The organism is Mesorhizobium intechi (assembly GCF_002879535.1).
Taxonomy (GTDB): Bacteria; Pseudomonadota; Alphaproteobacteria; order Rhizobiales; family Rhizobiaceae; genus Mesorhizobium; species Mesorhizobium intechi.
Genome location: NZ_PNOT02000082.1, coordinates 15,522 through 29,738, shown reverse-complemented (window position 1 = coordinate 29,738; position 14,217 = coordinate 15,522). Strand labels below are relative to the sequence as shown.

General features: G+C 61.8%; 16 protein-coding genes and 1 tRNA gene. 10 read left to right on the top strand and 7 right to left on the bottom strand.

Annotated features, from left to right (window positions below; genetic code table 11):
- Positions 1–51 precede the first annotated feature (51 nt).
- From C1D09_RS07530 to C1D09_RS07515, 4 genes are all read left to right on the top strand, one after another.
- Positions 52–813: a 3-hydroxyacyl-CoA dehydrogenase gene (locus tag C1D09_RS07530; RefSeq protein WP_143973676.1), complete on the top strand. Its 762-nt coding sequence runs from the start codon at positions 52–54 to the stop codon at positions 811–813.
- 109 nt (positions 814–922) lie between these two features.
- Positions 923–1,702 (top strand): HugZ family pyridoxamine 5'-phosphate oxidase, encoded by a 780-nt coding sequence (locus tag C1D09_RS07525; protein ID WP_143973675.1) that lies wholly within the window; start codon positions 923–925, stop codon positions 1,700–1,702.
- Positions 1,703–1,858: 156 nt separating this feature from the next.
- A complete protein-coding gene (locus C1D09_RS07520) occupies positions 1,859–2,203 on the top strand; it encodes an ArsR/SmtB family transcription factor (RefSeq protein WP_143973674.1) in 345 nt (114 codons plus the stop codon).
- A 102-nt stretch (positions 2,204–2,305) separates the two neighbouring features.
- Complete coding sequence (locus tag C1D09_RS07515) at positions 2,306–3,103, top strand: TrmH family RNA methyltransferase (RefSeq protein ID WP_143973673.1); 798 nt, start codon at positions 2,306–2,308, stop codon at positions 3,101–3,103.
- Positions 3,104–3,129: 26 nt separating this feature from the next.
- On the opposite strand, the gene C1D09_RS07510 is transcribed toward C1D09_RS07515, so the two are convergent.
- On the bottom strand, positions 3,130–4,281 hold the full coding sequence (locus C1D09_RS07510; protein WP_143973672.1) for a coiled-coil domain-containing protein: 1,152 nt from the start codon (positions 4,279–4,281) through the stop codon (positions 3,130–3,132).
- Positions 4,282–4,440: 159 nt separating this feature from the next.
- A complete protein-coding gene (locus C1D09_RS07505) occupies positions 4,441–4,977 on the bottom strand; it encodes a DUF1134 domain-containing protein (RefSeq protein WP_246135674.1) in 537 nt (178 codons plus the stop codon).
- A 416-nt stretch (positions 4,978–5,393) separates the two neighbouring features.
- Here C1D09_RS07505 and chpT point away from each other — a divergent pair, with 416 nt between their 5' ends.
- Together chpT and C1D09_RS07495 are read left to right on the top strand one after the other, a co-directional pair.
- Entirely contained in the window at positions 5,394–6,023 is a 630-nt protein-coding gene (gene chpT / locus C1D09_RS07500) for a histidine phosphotransferase ChpT (protein WP_143973670.1), read from the top strand.
- Positions 6,024–6,248: 225 nt separating this feature from the next.
- Entirely contained in the window at positions 6,249–6,617 is a 369-nt protein-coding gene (locus C1D09_RS07495) for a response regulator (RefSeq protein ID WP_019860755.1), read from the top strand.
- A 98-nt stretch (positions 6,618–6,715) separates the two neighbouring features.
- Here C1D09_RS07495 and ctrA read toward each other — a convergent pair whose 3' ends face one another.
- Positions 6,716–7,411: a response regulator transcription factor CtrA gene (gene ctrA, locus C1D09_RS07490; protein WP_006203583.1), complete on the bottom strand. Its 696-nt coding sequence runs from the start codon at positions 7,409–7,411 to the stop codon at positions 6,716–6,718.
- Positions 7,412–7,862: 451 nt separating this feature from the next.
- Here ctrA and C1D09_RS07485 point away from each other — a divergent pair, with 451 nt between their 5' ends.
- A complete protein-coding gene (locus C1D09_RS07485; protein ID WP_027030743.1) occupies positions 7,863–8,240 on the top strand; it encodes a flagellar export protein FliJ in 378 nt (125 codons plus the stop codon).
- A gap of 85 nt (positions 8,241–8,325) precedes the next feature.
- On the opposite strand, the gene C1D09_RS07480 is transcribed toward C1D09_RS07485, so the two are convergent.
- The gene (locus tag C1D09_RS07480; protein ID WP_143973669.1) at positions 8,326–8,724 is read right to left on the bottom strand and encodes a winged helix-turn-helix transcriptional regulator; all 399 of its coding nucleotides are present in this window, start codon (positions 8,722–8,724) and stop codon (positions 8,326–8,328) included.
- Positions 8,725–8,770: 46 nt separating this feature from the next.
- On the opposite strand from C1D09_RS07480, the gene C1D09_RS07475 reads away from it, so the two are divergent.
- Positions 8,771–9,250 carry a zinc-binding dehydrogenase gene (locus tag C1D09_RS07475; protein ID WP_246135673.1) on the top strand — a complete coding sequence of 160 codons (480 nt, stop codon included), beginning with the start codon at positions 8,771–8,773 and terminating at the stop codon, positions 9,248–9,250.
- 70 nt (positions 9,251–9,320) lie between these two features.
- On the opposite strand, the gene sciP is transcribed toward C1D09_RS07475, so the two are convergent.
- Complete coding sequence (gene sciP / locus C1D09_RS07470; protein ID WP_006203587.1) at positions 9,321–9,596, bottom strand: CtrA inhibitor SciP; 276 nt, start codon at positions 9,594–9,596, stop codon at positions 9,321–9,323.
- 287 nt (positions 9,597–9,883) lie between these two features.
- Between sciP and mnmA the strand changes: the two genes are divergently transcribed.
- Positions 9,884–11,074, top strand: coding sequence for a tRNA 2-thiouridine(34) synthase MnmA (gene mnmA, locus C1D09_RS07465; RefSeq protein WP_143973668.1), 1,191 nt, complete (start codon positions 9,884–9,886; stop codon positions 11,072–11,074).
- Positions 11,075–11,090: 16 nt separating this feature from the next.
- On the opposite strand, the gene C1D09_RS07460 is transcribed toward mnmA, so the two are convergent.
- On the bottom strand, positions 11,091–12,056 hold the full coding sequence (locus tag C1D09_RS07460) for a Gfo/Idh/MocA family protein (RefSeq protein WP_143973667.1): 966 nt from the start codon (positions 12,054–12,056) through the stop codon (positions 11,091–11,093).
- A gap of 240 nt (positions 12,057–12,296) precedes the next feature.
- Between C1D09_RS07460 and C1D09_RS07455 the strand changes: the two genes are divergently transcribed.
- Positions 12,297–12,373: transfer RNA gene (locus C1D09_RS07455), tRNA-Met, on the top strand.
- Positions 12,374–12,980: 607 nt separating this feature from the next.
- Here the strand turns inward: C1D09_RS07455 and C1D09_RS07450 are convergent.
- Positions 12,981–14,074 (bottom strand): IS3 family transposase gene (locus tag C1D09_RS07450; protein WP_143973726.1). Its coding sequence is split into 2 segments (ribosomal slippage): positions 12,981–13,819 and positions 13,819–14,074, totalling 1,095 coding nucleotides; the frame shifts between segments, so codons are not numbered across the junction.
- Positions 14,075–14,217: the final 143 nt, after the last annotated feature.

Sequence of the window (14,217 nt, the reverse complement as noted above, 5' to 3'; positions counted from 1 at the left end):
CGGTTCGGTGCTTTCGTGAAATAATGGATTGCTCCGGGAGAGGATGACGCCATGAACCCTAACGGCCAGATCGCGATCGTCACCGGCGGCGGCTCCGGCCTTGGCGAGGCAACGGCTCGCGCGCTTTCCGCCAAGGGTGCCCGCGTCGCCATCTTCGATGTCGGCATCGACCGCGCCACCAAGGTTGCGGCTGAAATCGGCGGCATTGCCGTGCAATGCGACGTCAGCAACGCCGACAGCGGCGCCGCCGCCGTCGCCGAGACGGCGAGCAAGCTTGGCGAGCCGCGCCTTTTGGTCAATTGCGCCGGCATCGCCATTGGCGTGAAGACGATCGGCAAGGACGGGCCGCATCCACTGGATCAATACCGCAAGGTGATCGAGGTCAATCTGATCGGCACCTTCAACATGATCCGCCTGGTCGCCGACCGCACCGCCAGGCTCGACCCGCTGCAGGGCGGCGAACGTGGCGTCATCGTCAACACCGCTTCGGTCGCCGCCTATGACGGCCAGATCGGCCAGGCCGCCTATTCCGCTTCGAAGGGCGGCGTGGTCGGCATGACCCTGCCGGTGGCGCGCGATCTTGCGCGTTCCGGCATCCGCGTCTGCACCATCGCGCCCGGCATCTTCAAGACACCGATGATGGCCGGCATGCCGCAGGAGGTGCAGGATTCGCTCGGCGCCGCCGTGCCCTTCCCGTCCCGCCTCGGCGAACCGTCCGAGTATGCCGCGCTTGCCCTGCACATCATCGAAAACCAGATGCTGAACGGCGAAACCATCCGCCTCGACGGCGCCATCCGCATGGCGCCGAAGTAGTATAAGTCCAGAAGTGCGCATGCTCTTGCGAATTACACAGTACGCTTGCCAGGACCGGCATCATCGTCCGATAGGTGGAATAGGAAAATCAACTTAGCAGGACGAGACCTTGGACGATCGAAAGAAGGACGTGATCCGCGAGACCGACGCCGAGGCGATCCGCTTGGCGAAGACGCTTCTGCGCAGCGCCCGCTTCGGTGCCCTGGCGGTGCTGGAACCGCAGACCGGGTCGCCGCTGGCGAGCCGGGTTGGTGTCGCCACCGATATCGACGGCGCCCCGCTGATCCTGGTCTCGATGCTCTCGGCGCACACGCCCGCCATGCTTGCCGATCCACGCTGTTCCCTGCTGCTCGGAGAGCCGGGCAAGGGAGACCCGCTGGCGCATCCCCGCTTGACGCTGATCTGCCAGGCATCGCGGCTCGAGCGTGGCACTGACACGCACGCCCGCGCCGAGCGCCGCTATCTCAACCGCAATCCCAAGGCAAGCCTGTATGCCGGGCTTGGCGACTTCTCGATCTTTCGCCTCGAGCCGCAGCGCGCCAGCCTCAATGGCGGCTTCGGCAAGGCCTATCTGCTCGATCGCTCCGATCTTATCAGCGTCGGACCCATCATCGAAGAACTTGCGGCGAGCGAACAGTCCGCGGTCGAGCACATGAACGCGGACCATCTGGACGCGATCGCAATTTACGCCCATCATTACGCCGGGGCATCTGGCGACGGCTGGAGCATCGCCGGTTTTGACGCTGAAGGCATGGATCTCGTATTGGGAGACAGGGTTTGCCGGGTATTCTTTCCACAACCTCTGGTGTCAGTGAAGGGTTTGCGACCCGCCCTGGTCGAAATGGCCTGGGGCGGCCGGGCTGCGGGACAGGCAAATAGCGAAACTTAATTGCGTTTGATCAAAAGCAACACTTGAGATTTGAAAGAAATGTTCTACGTTTCAGAGGCGGCGCCGACTCGTCGGTAGCCTTTCGCAAGTGAATTTATGGATTCAGGCACCATTGCCCCCATGGCGCCTCGATGAGCACAACAGCATGGGGCATTCATGGTCTCGACAAAGCTAATCGCCAACGCCGAATCTGCTGCCGAATTTTTGATGCTCATGGGCAACGAAAAGCGGCTCCTGATTATGAGCTATCTGATCGACGGTGAAATGTCGGTCGGTGCCATCGCCGACAAGGTGATGCTCAGCCAATCCGCGCTCTCGCAGCATCTGGCCAAGCTGCGGGCGCTCGACCTCGTGGAAACCCGCCGCGACCGTCAGATGATCTACTATTCCTGCAAATCCGACGCGGTGCGCGAGTTGCTTGTCATGCTGGATGGTATTTTCGGTACCGGCAAGGAGGACCTGTCCCAGATGGCACAGAGATTGCGCCGCGCCGGGAGTTGACCGGACGCTGCTGCGGCTGCTTACCTCGCTGACGATTTCCGGAGCGTGGCTTGTGCGTCTCTCCAACGCACGAGCCACGCTCTCGATGTTTGAGCGCAGGACATGGACCCAATTCGCATCGACGACCCACGGGACTCACGCGTCGCCGCCTATCTCGATATTCGCGAACGCGATCTTGCCGGCCGGCAAGGCCGTTTCGTCGCCGAAGGCAAGGTGGTTCTCGACTTGCTTCTGTCGTCCGGTCGCTTCGGCGCCGAATCCATACTGGTCTTGGAAAACCGGCTCGGCGGCCTGAATGACATCCTGCACAAGGCACCGGCAGACCTGCCGGTCTACGTGGTCACCAGCGCGGTGATGGATGCGATCGCCGGCTTCCACATGCATCGCGGCATCCTGGCCATCGGTCGCAAGGAGACGCCGCAAGCGGCCACGTCATTGCTGGATGCCTTGCCCGGCCAGGCCCTGGTGGTGGTGCTCGTCGGCATCGCCAACCACGACAATATGGGCTCGATCTTCCGCAACGCCGCCGCCTTCGGCGCCGATGCGGTGCTGATGGATGCGACATGCTGCGACCCGCTGTACCGCAAGGCGATCCGCGTTTCCGTCGGCGCCGCGCTCAAGATCCCGTTTGCGTCCTTCAGCGACACGTCAGGCTTTACGGCAATGCTCGCCGAACGGGATTTCGAACAATTCGCCCTATCGCCGCGCGGAAACATCGACATCAGCGATGCAAGACCGGCCAAGCGGCTGGCGCTCTATCTCGGCACCGAGGGCGAAGGCCTGCCGGAAAGCCTGCTTGCGCGCCTGCAAACCGTGCGGATCACCATGTCGAGAGGCTTCGACAGCCTGAATGTCGCCGCCGCGTCAGCCATTGCCCTGCATCACTTCTCGCATCGTTGAGCAAGCGACTGCGGCGCACCGCCGCTTCAGTTCGCGTCCGCCTTCTGCAAGGCCCGCACGCGGTCGGCGAGGCTGCGATCGCCGCCGTTGGATCGGCTGTCCTGTGGTGCCGCCAGCGCCTTGGCGATCGGGGAATCGGGCCCCTCGAGCTTGGCCGTCAGGTGGACGACTTCAGCCGCCAGCTCGTTCATCTGCTCGCGCAGCGCGGCACTCGCATTCGCCGTGCCGGACGATGCCGCGGCGCCGAGATCCGCCCTGAGCCGCTTGTTCTCGCGCGCCAGCGCCGTGAGCCTGGCCTCCAGCCGCTCGCGGTCCCTGTCGAGCTTGGCGATCGCCTGGTCGAGATCATCGCGCTGTTTGGCCTCGTCGGGCCGGCCCGCTTCATCCGGCCTGCCGACCAGCCGCAGGGCCGGTCCGCCCTCCTCGGCCTTCGCCTTTTCGCGCAGCCGCGCCAGCTCCTTTTCGCGACGGTCGAGCTTGTCCTCGCGATCGGCGAGAGTCGCCAGCAGCCGTTCGACCTTCTTGTCGAGTTCGGCCACCCTTTTCTTCTCCGCCTTCAGCGCTTCGCGCGCGGCCTTGCTTTCGGCCGCGATCTCCTGCTGGCGCCGGTCCGCTTCCTTGCGCTGGCCGCGCAGCAGCGCGATGTCGCTGGCCAGCTTCTGCACTTCGGACTCCCGCGCCACGAGCTCGATCTGCCGGCTGGAGGAGGAAAAACTGGCATCGTCATACATCTGCTCCAGCTTTTCGAGCTCCAGCGCCCGCTTCTCCAGCTTGCGTTCGGTTTCCTTGAGCCGCTCCGAAAGCCGGTGCAGGTCCTCTTCGCGCTGCCGCAGCGCCTCGTTCTTGGCGCCGAGTTCGGCGAGCGCGTGGTTCTTGTCCGTGCGTTCGATCGCCAATTCCTTCAACGTTTCATGGCCACGACTGATCTCGACGAGCTGTTCGGCGGCTTTCTCGCGCAGCGCCTTGACGTTCATTTCGAGGCGGCGCGTTGCCATGGCGTATTCCGCCCGGATGCGGTCCTTGTCTGCCTGGATTTCGGTCTGCGTCAGCGGGATGGAGGCCTCGATGCGCCTGCGGGTCAACGCGACGGCACGGCGCCAGACGGCCGGAGCCACCATCAGCGCCAGAAAGCCGGCGCAGAGAAAGCCGAGGGCAAAGAACAGAACCGACTGAACCAAAGGACTACCCGCTATCGGCGGCAACCGCCGGAACTGGACCGCATCATACTGGCATGGCGGAAATCCGGCGCTGCGGCAAGAGCTTGCCACAGCGTGTGGAGGGTCAAAGGCCTAGAATTCCCATCGAAAACTTGGCATTTCGGTCATCATCGGTCGGACTCAGAACGGATTCCAGGTCGCCCGCTCGGTCAGTTTCAGATAGCCGAGATTGACGCCGAGCCGGGCGCCGACGCCGGTGCGGATCGGCACCAGGAGCACATTGTTGTTCTTCAACACATTGAAGCCGACGCCCGCCACCACATAGGCCGACCCGGCGACGCCGCCGTAGCGGTTGTAGAGATTGCTGACATCGTCGAGATTGTAGACCAGCATCATCACCCGGGACCCCTCGCCGCCGAAATCCCAGCCTAGCGACGGGCCTTGCCAGAACACTTTGTGATCGCCGGCATTCTTGGTGTAGAGCGTGCCTTCGCCGTAGGTCAGCCCGCCGATCAGCGCGCCGGACCCCTCCTCACCGAGCAGATAGCCATTGGGCAAGCCATAGGAGGCGAAGATCTTCTCGACGACGGTGGCGAGCCCACCCGATGTCGCGCCGAAGAACTTGTGACCGGAATCGATAATCTCCTGAGCGGTGTACTCCTGGGCCCGCAGGGCTGAAGTCGAAAAGACGAGGACGCCCATGAGCGCGATAGCCATTGAGCAGACACGGAGAAACGTCCGGCCTGAGATGACGCGGAGGGAACTCCGGTCGTAGAATCGGGAAAACATGCTTCCAATCTCCGTCATGGAGCACTTTCGCCGACGCCTCGCATCCGGTCCGGCTCTTTAGGCGGCCGTTAAGGATGACTGTTAGGGGCAAACTATGCCGTAATCCTTTTTCAACCATTAACTCCCACACGAAGATGGCGGTTCGAAGGCTGGCTTTTGCGGTCTCGCGGCGCTGAAAGTCCGCGCAACCGCGCCATTTGCGCCGACGACAATTTTGGATTTGTTGCTGTACGTACGGGTGCTGTGTATTCAGAAAGCCTCGGGTTGAAGCGTGATTCGTGTCGGCAGACGCGACGATCAATCGCTCGGCCAGGAATTGTGGAATTTTGCAGGGATTTTCACCGATGGCCGATCTGTTCACCCTTTCCGCGCCTGACCTCGCGGCGCTTCTGTGCAGCCGTGTCTGCCACGACATCATCTCGCCGGTCGGCGCGATCAACAATGGGCTTGAACTGCTTGACGAGGGCGGCGCCGACGAAGACGCCATGCGGCTGATCCGCCAGAGCGCCAAGAACGCCTCGGCGCGGTTGCAGTTCGCCCGCATCGCCTTCGGCGCGGCAGGCTCCGCCGGCATGCTGATCGACACCGGCGACGCTGAAGCGGTGGCGATCGCCTTCCTCAAGAATGAAAAGCCGGAACTGACCTGGAACGGGGCGCGCGCGCTTCTGCCCAAGAACAAGGTCAAGCTGCTGCTCAACCTGCTCCTTGTCGCCAACGCCGCCATTCCGCGTGGCGGCAAGCTGGTCGTCACCCTCGAGAATCTCGAGACCGAGCCGCGTCTCTCGCTTTCGGCAAGCGGCCCGATGCTGCGCGTGCCGCCGAAATTCCTCGAACTGCATTCCGGTCACAAGCCGGAAGAGCCGATCGATGCGCACTCGGTGCAACCTTACTACACGCTGCTGCTGGCCCGCGAGGCCGGCATGACGATATCGATCCATGCGACGCCGGAAGAAATCGTGCTTTCGGCAGCCTGAACGTCCGGCCGGCTTGCCGGGAAAACGAAGTATTTCAGCGACGTAATATTGCCGTGACTGCTCAATCCGCAGCGACAGCGAAGCATTCGCGAAGAAAAGCCTCTCTAGCGGCATCTTTCCAAAAATTTTACCTAAAGACTTTTCGGGTTCTTTACCAGATCGGCCTAGGGTGTTCACCAGATACCCCGCACGACCGGATTGCCCCATGGCAAAGAGGACCCGGAAATGAAACGCTGCATGTTCGTCGACGATTCAAGCGTGATCAGGAAGGTTGCAAAACGCATCCTGGGCGGTTCCGACATGGTGGTGATCGAAGCAGCCAGCGGGCTTGATGCACTGGAGATGTGCGCCGCCGACATGCCCGACATCATCGTCGTCGACGGCGCCCTGCCGGACGTGCAGGCAGTTGACCTCATCCGCCGCGTACGCGCCATGGAAAGCCCGATACGGCCGCAGATCCTGATCTCGCTGGTCGAGCTCGACATCGCCTCGATCATGCGGGCCAAGCGCGCCGGCGCCCAGGGCTATCTGCTGAAGCCATTCAATCGCCCGCAGTTGCTCGAGCGCTTTCGCAACCTGAAAATCGCAGCTTGAGGCGGCAGAGGCCTCTCATCGCTGATCCATGACGCAAAAAACCCGGCCGAAGCCGGGTTTTCGTCGATGATGGCAATGATTCGGGCGGCGCTCGCCGCTCAGGCGCTGACGCGGATGTCTTCGGGTTCGCGCAGCACGTAGCCGCGGCCCCAGACCGTCTCGATGTAGTTCTGGCCACCTGACGCAGCGTCGAGCTTCTTGCGCAGCTTGCAGATGAAGACGTCGATGATCTTCAATTCCGGCTCGTCCATGCCGCCATAGAGGTGGTTGAGGAACATTTCCTTGGTCAGCGTGGTGCCCTTGCGCAGCGAGAGCAACTCCAGCATCTGGTATTCCTTGCCGGTGAGATGCACGCGCTGGCCGCCGACCTCGACGGTCTTGGCGTCGAGGTTGACCACCAGGTCACCGGTGGTGATGACCGACTGGGCGTGGCCCTTGGAGCGCCGCACGATGGCATGGATGCGCGCAACCAGCTCGTCCTTGTGGAACGGCTTGGTCATGTAGTCGTCAGCGCCGAAACCGAGGCCGCGTACCTTGTCCTCGATGCCGGCCATGCCGGAAAGGATCAGGATCGGCGTCTTTACCTTGGAGAGGCGAAGCGTTCTCAAGACCTCGTAGCCGGACATGTCGGGCAGGTTGAGATCGAGAAGGATGATATCGTAGTCGTAGAGCTTGCCCAGATCGACACCCTCTTCGCCGAGGTCCGTCGTATAGACATTGAAACTTTCCGATTTCAGCATCAGTTCGATGCTTTGTGCGGTTGCACTGTCATCTTCTATCAGCAGAACACGCATTTCATTCCCCTTTTCTGCTGCCGGATCATTTCACGACCCGTCCTGCCCCGGAGCAGTGGTTGCCTTGTGCAGAGGCTGCCATTGAATGGTTAATAAAACCTAATTTCCCGCTCATGACGGTATCAGATTTTTTAACCGCTTTCTACACCCTCTTGAATCTAATAACGAATCTCATACCCAAATTCCTAATGCAACACATTAACAACCTGGACTAAGCGACTCCAGGGACTCATCGACGCGCCTTCGCTTCGGCGGCCGGAATTTTTACCCGGCCTTAAGTCCTGACCCGTATGATTAACAATGCCCGTAAACGAATGGTTACCGCAGGCAAAAAACTTTAGGGTTTTGTTTCCCATAGTTCGGGAGATGCCGGTGGACACGGGCAACGCCTGGGCCTTTCCAGGTGGTTTGGACGATATGTGCGGGTGTGCGTTTCCGGGAGTACCGAATCATGAAGTCACGTGAAAACCTCGTTCGGCTGAAACAGTTTCAGGTGAATGAGAAGCGGCGGCAGCTGCTGCAGCTCGACATGATGATCGCCGAGTTCGAACGCATGGCCGTCGAACTGGAGCTTCAGATCACCGCCGAGGAAAAGAAAGCCGGCATCACCGACATCAATCATTTCGCCTATCCGACCTTCGCCAAGGCGGCGCGCTTGCGCCGCGACAACCTCAGAAATTCGCAAAGCGACCTCGCCCAACAGCGAAGCGCTGCCGAATCATTACTCGGCGAAGCTGAAGCGGAGCTTTCCAAGGCTGAAATGCTGGAATCGCGCGACACCAAGGTCCGCGAGGCCGAAACCGGTGGCCGCAGCGCCATGATCGGCTGAACCGGCGAGATCGGCACCGTCGCGGGCGGGGTGCTCATCGGGCCGTCGGCCCGAAGAACCACCCACTTGCCGCGAGATCCCCGCTCTAGGCGGCCCAATCCCCCTCACTTACGGCTATCGCCCTGGCACGGGCATCCTTGATGACAGGCGCGTGCTGCTCCGCCCATGCCCTGATCTGGGTTAGCAGCCCTCCCAGATTCTGGCCGAGCTCGGTCAATTCATATTCGACGCGCGGCGGAATGACTGGAAAGACCTCACGGCGCACCAGGCCATCGCGCTCGAGCACGCGCAATGTCTGCGCCAGCATCTTGGGCGTGATGCCTTCGAGCTTGCGGGCTAGCTCGCCATTGCGCAGCCGGCCTTTGCGCAGCGCGCAAACCACCAGATACACCCATTTGCTGGCCAGCATCTCGAGCACGGTATGGGAAGGACACGTCCGCCGGAACGCATCGTAGCCGAAGGGGGAATCGTGATCACTATCCATCTGGCAGGGCCGTGTCCGCCATGGCGCCTCGAAATCGGGCCAGCGCGTGCTGGTGCCTGCGGCGGCCGGCGGGGTCGGCCACCTGGCGGTGCAGATCGCCAAGGCGCCCGGCGCTTACGTCATCGCCACCGCCAGCCCCAACAAGCTCGATTTCGCCCGTAAGCTCGGCGCCGACGAGGCCATCGACTACACCCGGGGCGGCCTGATCAGAGACATCGATCTGGTGCTGGACCCGATCGGCGGCGACCATGCCGAACGCTCGCTGAAGGCCATCAGGAACGGCGGCGTGCTGGTGTCCTTGCTGGACCTGAACGACACCACCAGGGCGCTGGCCAGCGCGCGCGACATCCGTGTCGAGCGCATATCCGTCATGCCCGACCGCGAAGGCCTAGTGGAGCTTGGCCGGCTGATCGACGCGAACAAGCTCAGCGTTCATGTGGCGAAGAGCGTCCCGCTCGAAGAGGCCGGGGCCGCCCACGCCTTTCTCGCCACCAGGCCGATCGGCAAGGTGGCGCTGACGACATGACCGACAAGGTCACGACCTAGAAAGCAAAAGGGCGCGGCATGCCGCGCCCTTTTGTATCTTCAGCCCGGCCCTAGTGCCGGTATTGCTGGATGCGCGTGGTGCGCAGCCCGGCAAGGCCATATTCGTCGATCGACGCCTGCCAGGACAGGAATTCCTCGGTGGTCAGCTTGTAGCGCTGGCATGCCTCTTCGAGGCTCAAAAGCCCGCCGCGCACCGCCGCGACCACTTCCGCCTTGCGCCGGATAACCCAGCGACGCGTGTTGGTCGGCGGGAGATCGGCAATCGTGAGAGGGCTGCCGTCGGGCCCGATAACATACTTAACTCTAGGTCTAACCAGATCGGTCATCGTACTCTCTACAAAAAACTCAAAGACCCAATCCCCGCCACGTTACCGCCACAGCTTTAAAAATTGCCTAAGCAGACCCTAATGACTAGGTAAGGATCGTGAACGCCGCGTTAGTCTTTTCGCAGGCATTTGAAATATCCGGCTGGAAGCCTTGGATTGGTCGCGAAAAATCCGGCCGGTCGCGGATCACGCGCAATCGGTCGATCGCCTTGCAAGCTGGCGCAGGCGGAAAGCTTGACCTATATTCTCGACATTGGCATTCAGACGCCGCGCAGAATGAAAGCATCATGAACAGTCTCGACCTTCCCGGACGTCCCGAAAACACCCGCATTGTCGTCGCCATGTCGGGCGGCGTGGACTCGTCCGTGGTCGCCGGCCTGTTGAAGCGCGAAGGTTATGATGTCGTCGGGGTCACCTTGCAGCTTTACGATCACGGCGCGGCCACGCACCGGGCCGGTTCATGCTGCGCGGGGCAGGACATTGACGATGCCCGCCGTGTCTCCGAGACGCTGGGCATTCCCCACTATGTGCTGGATTATGAGGAGCGCTTCCGCAAAGCCGTCATCGACCCCTTCGCCGAGAGCTATGTCGCCGGCGAGACCCCCATCCCTTGCGTCTCCTGCAACCAGACTGTGAAGTTCGCCGATCTGCTGGCCACCGCCAAGGAACTGGGCGCCGATGCGCTCGCCACCGGCCACTACATTCGCTCCGGCGCCAACGGCGCCCACCGCGCGCTCTACCGGCCGGTCGATGCCGATCGCGACCAGAGCTATTTCCTGTTCGCCACCACGCAGGCGCAGATCGACTATCTGCGCTTCCCCCTGGGCGGACTGTCGAAGCCACAGGTTCGCGCCATAGCCGAGGAGATGGGGCTGACGGTGGCCGCCAAGCAGGACAGCCAGGACATCTGCTTCGTGCCGCAGGGCAAATATTCCGACATCATCGCCAAGCTGAAGCCAGCCGCCGCCAATCCGGGCGACATCGTCCATATCGACGGCCGCGTGCTCGGCCGCCACGAGGGCATATTGCGCTACACGATCGGCCAGCGCCGCGGCATCGGCATCGCCTCCGGCGAGCCGCTCTATGTCGTCCATCTCGATGCCGAACGGGCCCGCGTCGTCGTCGGCCCGCGCGAGGCGCTGGAGACGCACAAGATCTATCTGCGCAACATGAACTGGCTTGGCGACGGGCCGCTCGGCGATATTCCCGAAGGCGGCCTCGAACTGTTCGCCAAGGTGCGGTCGACCAGGCCGCCGCGTCCGGCGGTGCTGCGCCACATCGCCGGCGTGACGTCGGTCGAACTGGCCGACGGCGAGTCCGGTATCGCGCCCGGCCAGGCCTGCGTGCTCTATTCCGACGACGGCAACGAAGCGCGCGTCTTCGGCGGCGGCTTCATCGAGCGCTCGGAGCGCGGCGCCGAGGCAGAGGCCATGCTGACGAAGCTTGCAGCAAGGCCGGCGCAAATTCCCGCCGAATAGACGGTCGGCGCTTCTTTCAATCTTTCGACTTGGTATGGGTGACCGTGCCTGCCGTCAGGATGCGCAGCACCCTGATTGCTTCCTCGCCGCTGGTGCGCGGTTCGGCCCGCGTCTCGATGCAGTGGATGAAATGCTCAAGCTCGCGCGTCAGCGGCATGCCTTGCGCGACCGCGACATAGGACGGCTCGTTGGTGGTAAAGGCCCATTGGCCGCTGTCCTGCCAGACCGCGTGGCGGTAGACGGCAAGCTTGCGCTCCCAAGGCTCGACGTCGTCGAACACCGCCATCGCCTTGGTGCCGACCACGGTCAGCCGTCGCTCGCGATAGGGATTGAGCCGCGAGGTGAAAAGATGGCTGCGCAGGCCGTTGGGAAAGCGCATGTGCAGATGCGCGAAGTCGCTGAGGTTGTCGAGGAGTGCCGCACCCTCGCCGCGCACCTCGATCGGCTCAGTGCCGGTGATGGCCAGGATCATCGACAGATCGTGCGGCGCGAGGTCCCACAGCGCATCGTTCTCGGTGTGGAACTTGCCAAGGCCAAGCCGGTGCGAGTGGATGTAGCGAACCTCGCCAAGCTCGCCATTGTCGATCAGCCCCTTCAGCGTCTCGAAGGCGGGATGAAAACGCAGGACATGGCCGACCATGAAGACGCGGCCATTGTCCTTGGCCGCCCGCACCGAGCGCTCGGCATCCGGCACGGTCAGTGCGATCGGCTTTTCCACCAGCACGTCCTTGCCGCTCTCGACGGCGCGCACGGAGAGGTCGGCATGGTATTGTGGCGGCAAGGCCATGACGATGGCGTCGATGTCGTCCCGGCCGAACAATTGGTCCGGCTCGATCGCCAGGCAATCCTGTTCGCTGGCAAAGCCTTCGGCACGCGCCCGGTTGGCGTCGGAAACCGCGTGCAGCGCGCCAAGCGCCTTGAGGGTGCGGATATGGTTGCTGCCCCAGTATCCGCAACCGAGGACTGCAATGCGCGGCTTCATCTGTTTCAAACTCTAAAAACTCGTGGCCGAGACATAGCGACGTGCCCCTTCGAACTCAACCCCGGCGGTCGCAACCAAATGTCCATGCGGCAAAGCTTTTTCAGCAATGAGAATATGCGGCGATATGGAATGCTTCGAAGCTTGACAGGCTCGCCCTCCCAACCTTATATCCGCGCGACCTTGGCGAACGCCTCGAAATGCCTTTCGATTTAAGGCGGATTTCGGGCCTTTCGCCGCCCTGGCGGGGTAGCTCAGTTGGTTAGAGCACGGGAATCATAATCCTGGGGTCGGGGGTTCAAGTCCCTCTCCCGCTACCACTTCAAACCCACTATCGTGTCCAACGGCCGCATTGTAGCGGCCGCCAGAGGGGGCGGGCTTTCCAGTGTACCGCGCGGTAAGGAAAGCCATTGAAGCCGCCGTGCGACTGCATCATCAGGCACAAAATCTAATCCTAGACGCTATTCAACGACGCGACATGCAACTGCATTCGGCCAGCATCGTCGGAAACTTCCTATCACATTGGGAAGCAGGCCAGGCTCAAGCTTTCTCGGGTCCAGCGTTGTTGGGGGTCATGCAAGCGATCGAGCAGTTTCCTGATTGCTTCCAATACGAACCCACTCCGGGAGCACAGAAACAATTCTACAGGTCGCTCAGCCAGCGGTGAGCATGTGTCGGCCGGGGGTGATTTGCCTACTGGAAGCGGTATTTGAGGGCTGATTAGTAGCCGTCTTGGATTTCCGCGACGCGCGGAATGGCTCAGAATAGCCGATGTCCGCTGGCACGCTCCGTTCGGAGCAAGCTCCCCTTTTCGCGATTGTCACCCTGCGCCTAGGATGTCCGCTTATTGCAGTGGTGTTCTCACCAGTGACCTGAGACCCTTGTTCCCTCCATTTCAATGGAGAGTCCGGCGCTTCATTTCTGGCCTCATGCGGCCTGTTTTTCCAGCGCCATTTTTATGGCGAATTCGATGGGCGTGATGTTGCCCAGGGCTGAGTGTGGTCTGTTCTGGTTGTAGTCCTCCTTCCATAGATCGATTGCCGCCCGCGCTTGCGTGAGGGTAGAGAACAGCGTTTCGTTCAAGCATTCGTCGCGAAATCGGCCGTTGAAGCTCTCCACGAATCCGTTCTGCATCGGCTTTCCGGGTGCGATGTAGTGCCATTCGACGCCGCTCTCCTGGCACCATTTGAGGATCGCCATCGACGTCAACTCGGTGCCATTGTCCGAGACGATCGTGCAGGACCTGCCGCGGCGAGCGATGATGGCATCCAGTTCCCGAGCGACGCGGGCGCCCGACAGCGATGTATCCGCGACCAACGCCAGGCATTCCCGCGTGAAGTCGTCGACGATGGCCAGAACCCGGAACCGTCGTCCGTCCGTGAAGGCATCGCTCACGAAGTCCAGGCTCCAGCGCTCGTTCGTCCGGCCCGGCGCGATCATCGGCCTTCTCGTTCCCAAGGCCCGCTTGCGGCCGCCACGCTTGCGGACCTGGAGCTTCTCCTCCCGATAAAGCCGCCGCAGCTTCTTCTGGTTCATCACGATCCCTTGACGTTCAAGCATGATGTGGATGCGCCGGTAGCCAAAGCGGCGGCGCTCGGCAGCCACCGTCTTCATCGCGGCTCGAACGATGGCATCGTCCGGCCGAATGCTTGTGTAGCGAACGCTCGAGCGATCGACGAAAAGAGCCTTGCACGCCCGACGCTGGCTCACCCCGTGCCGCTCGCAGGCGTGGGCCACAGCGCATCGCTTGGCATCGGGCGTCACCATTTCTTTGCGGCGACATCCTTCAGGATGGCATTGTCCAGCAACTGCTCGGCCAGCAGCTTCTTCAATTTGGCGTTCTCCTCCTCCAAAGCCTTCAGCTTGCGGGCGTCGGAAACGTCCATGCCACCAAACTTCGCCTTGTATTTGTAGAAGGTCGCTTCCGAGATCCCGTGCTTGCGGCAGACATCGGCGGTCTTCATTCCCGCCTCCTGCTCCTCTGCGCGGCTTTTCACATAGCTATTATTGTGAACGAATATGGGAGAGCTGTGATGCTGACCAAGTTCGGTTCCGAGATCTGGATTGCAAATGGGCCGACAGTCACCGCTGCAGCCGGTTTTCACTATCCGACACGCGTGGCAGTCATCAGACTGGCGACAGGCGGCTTGTTCGTTTGGTCGCC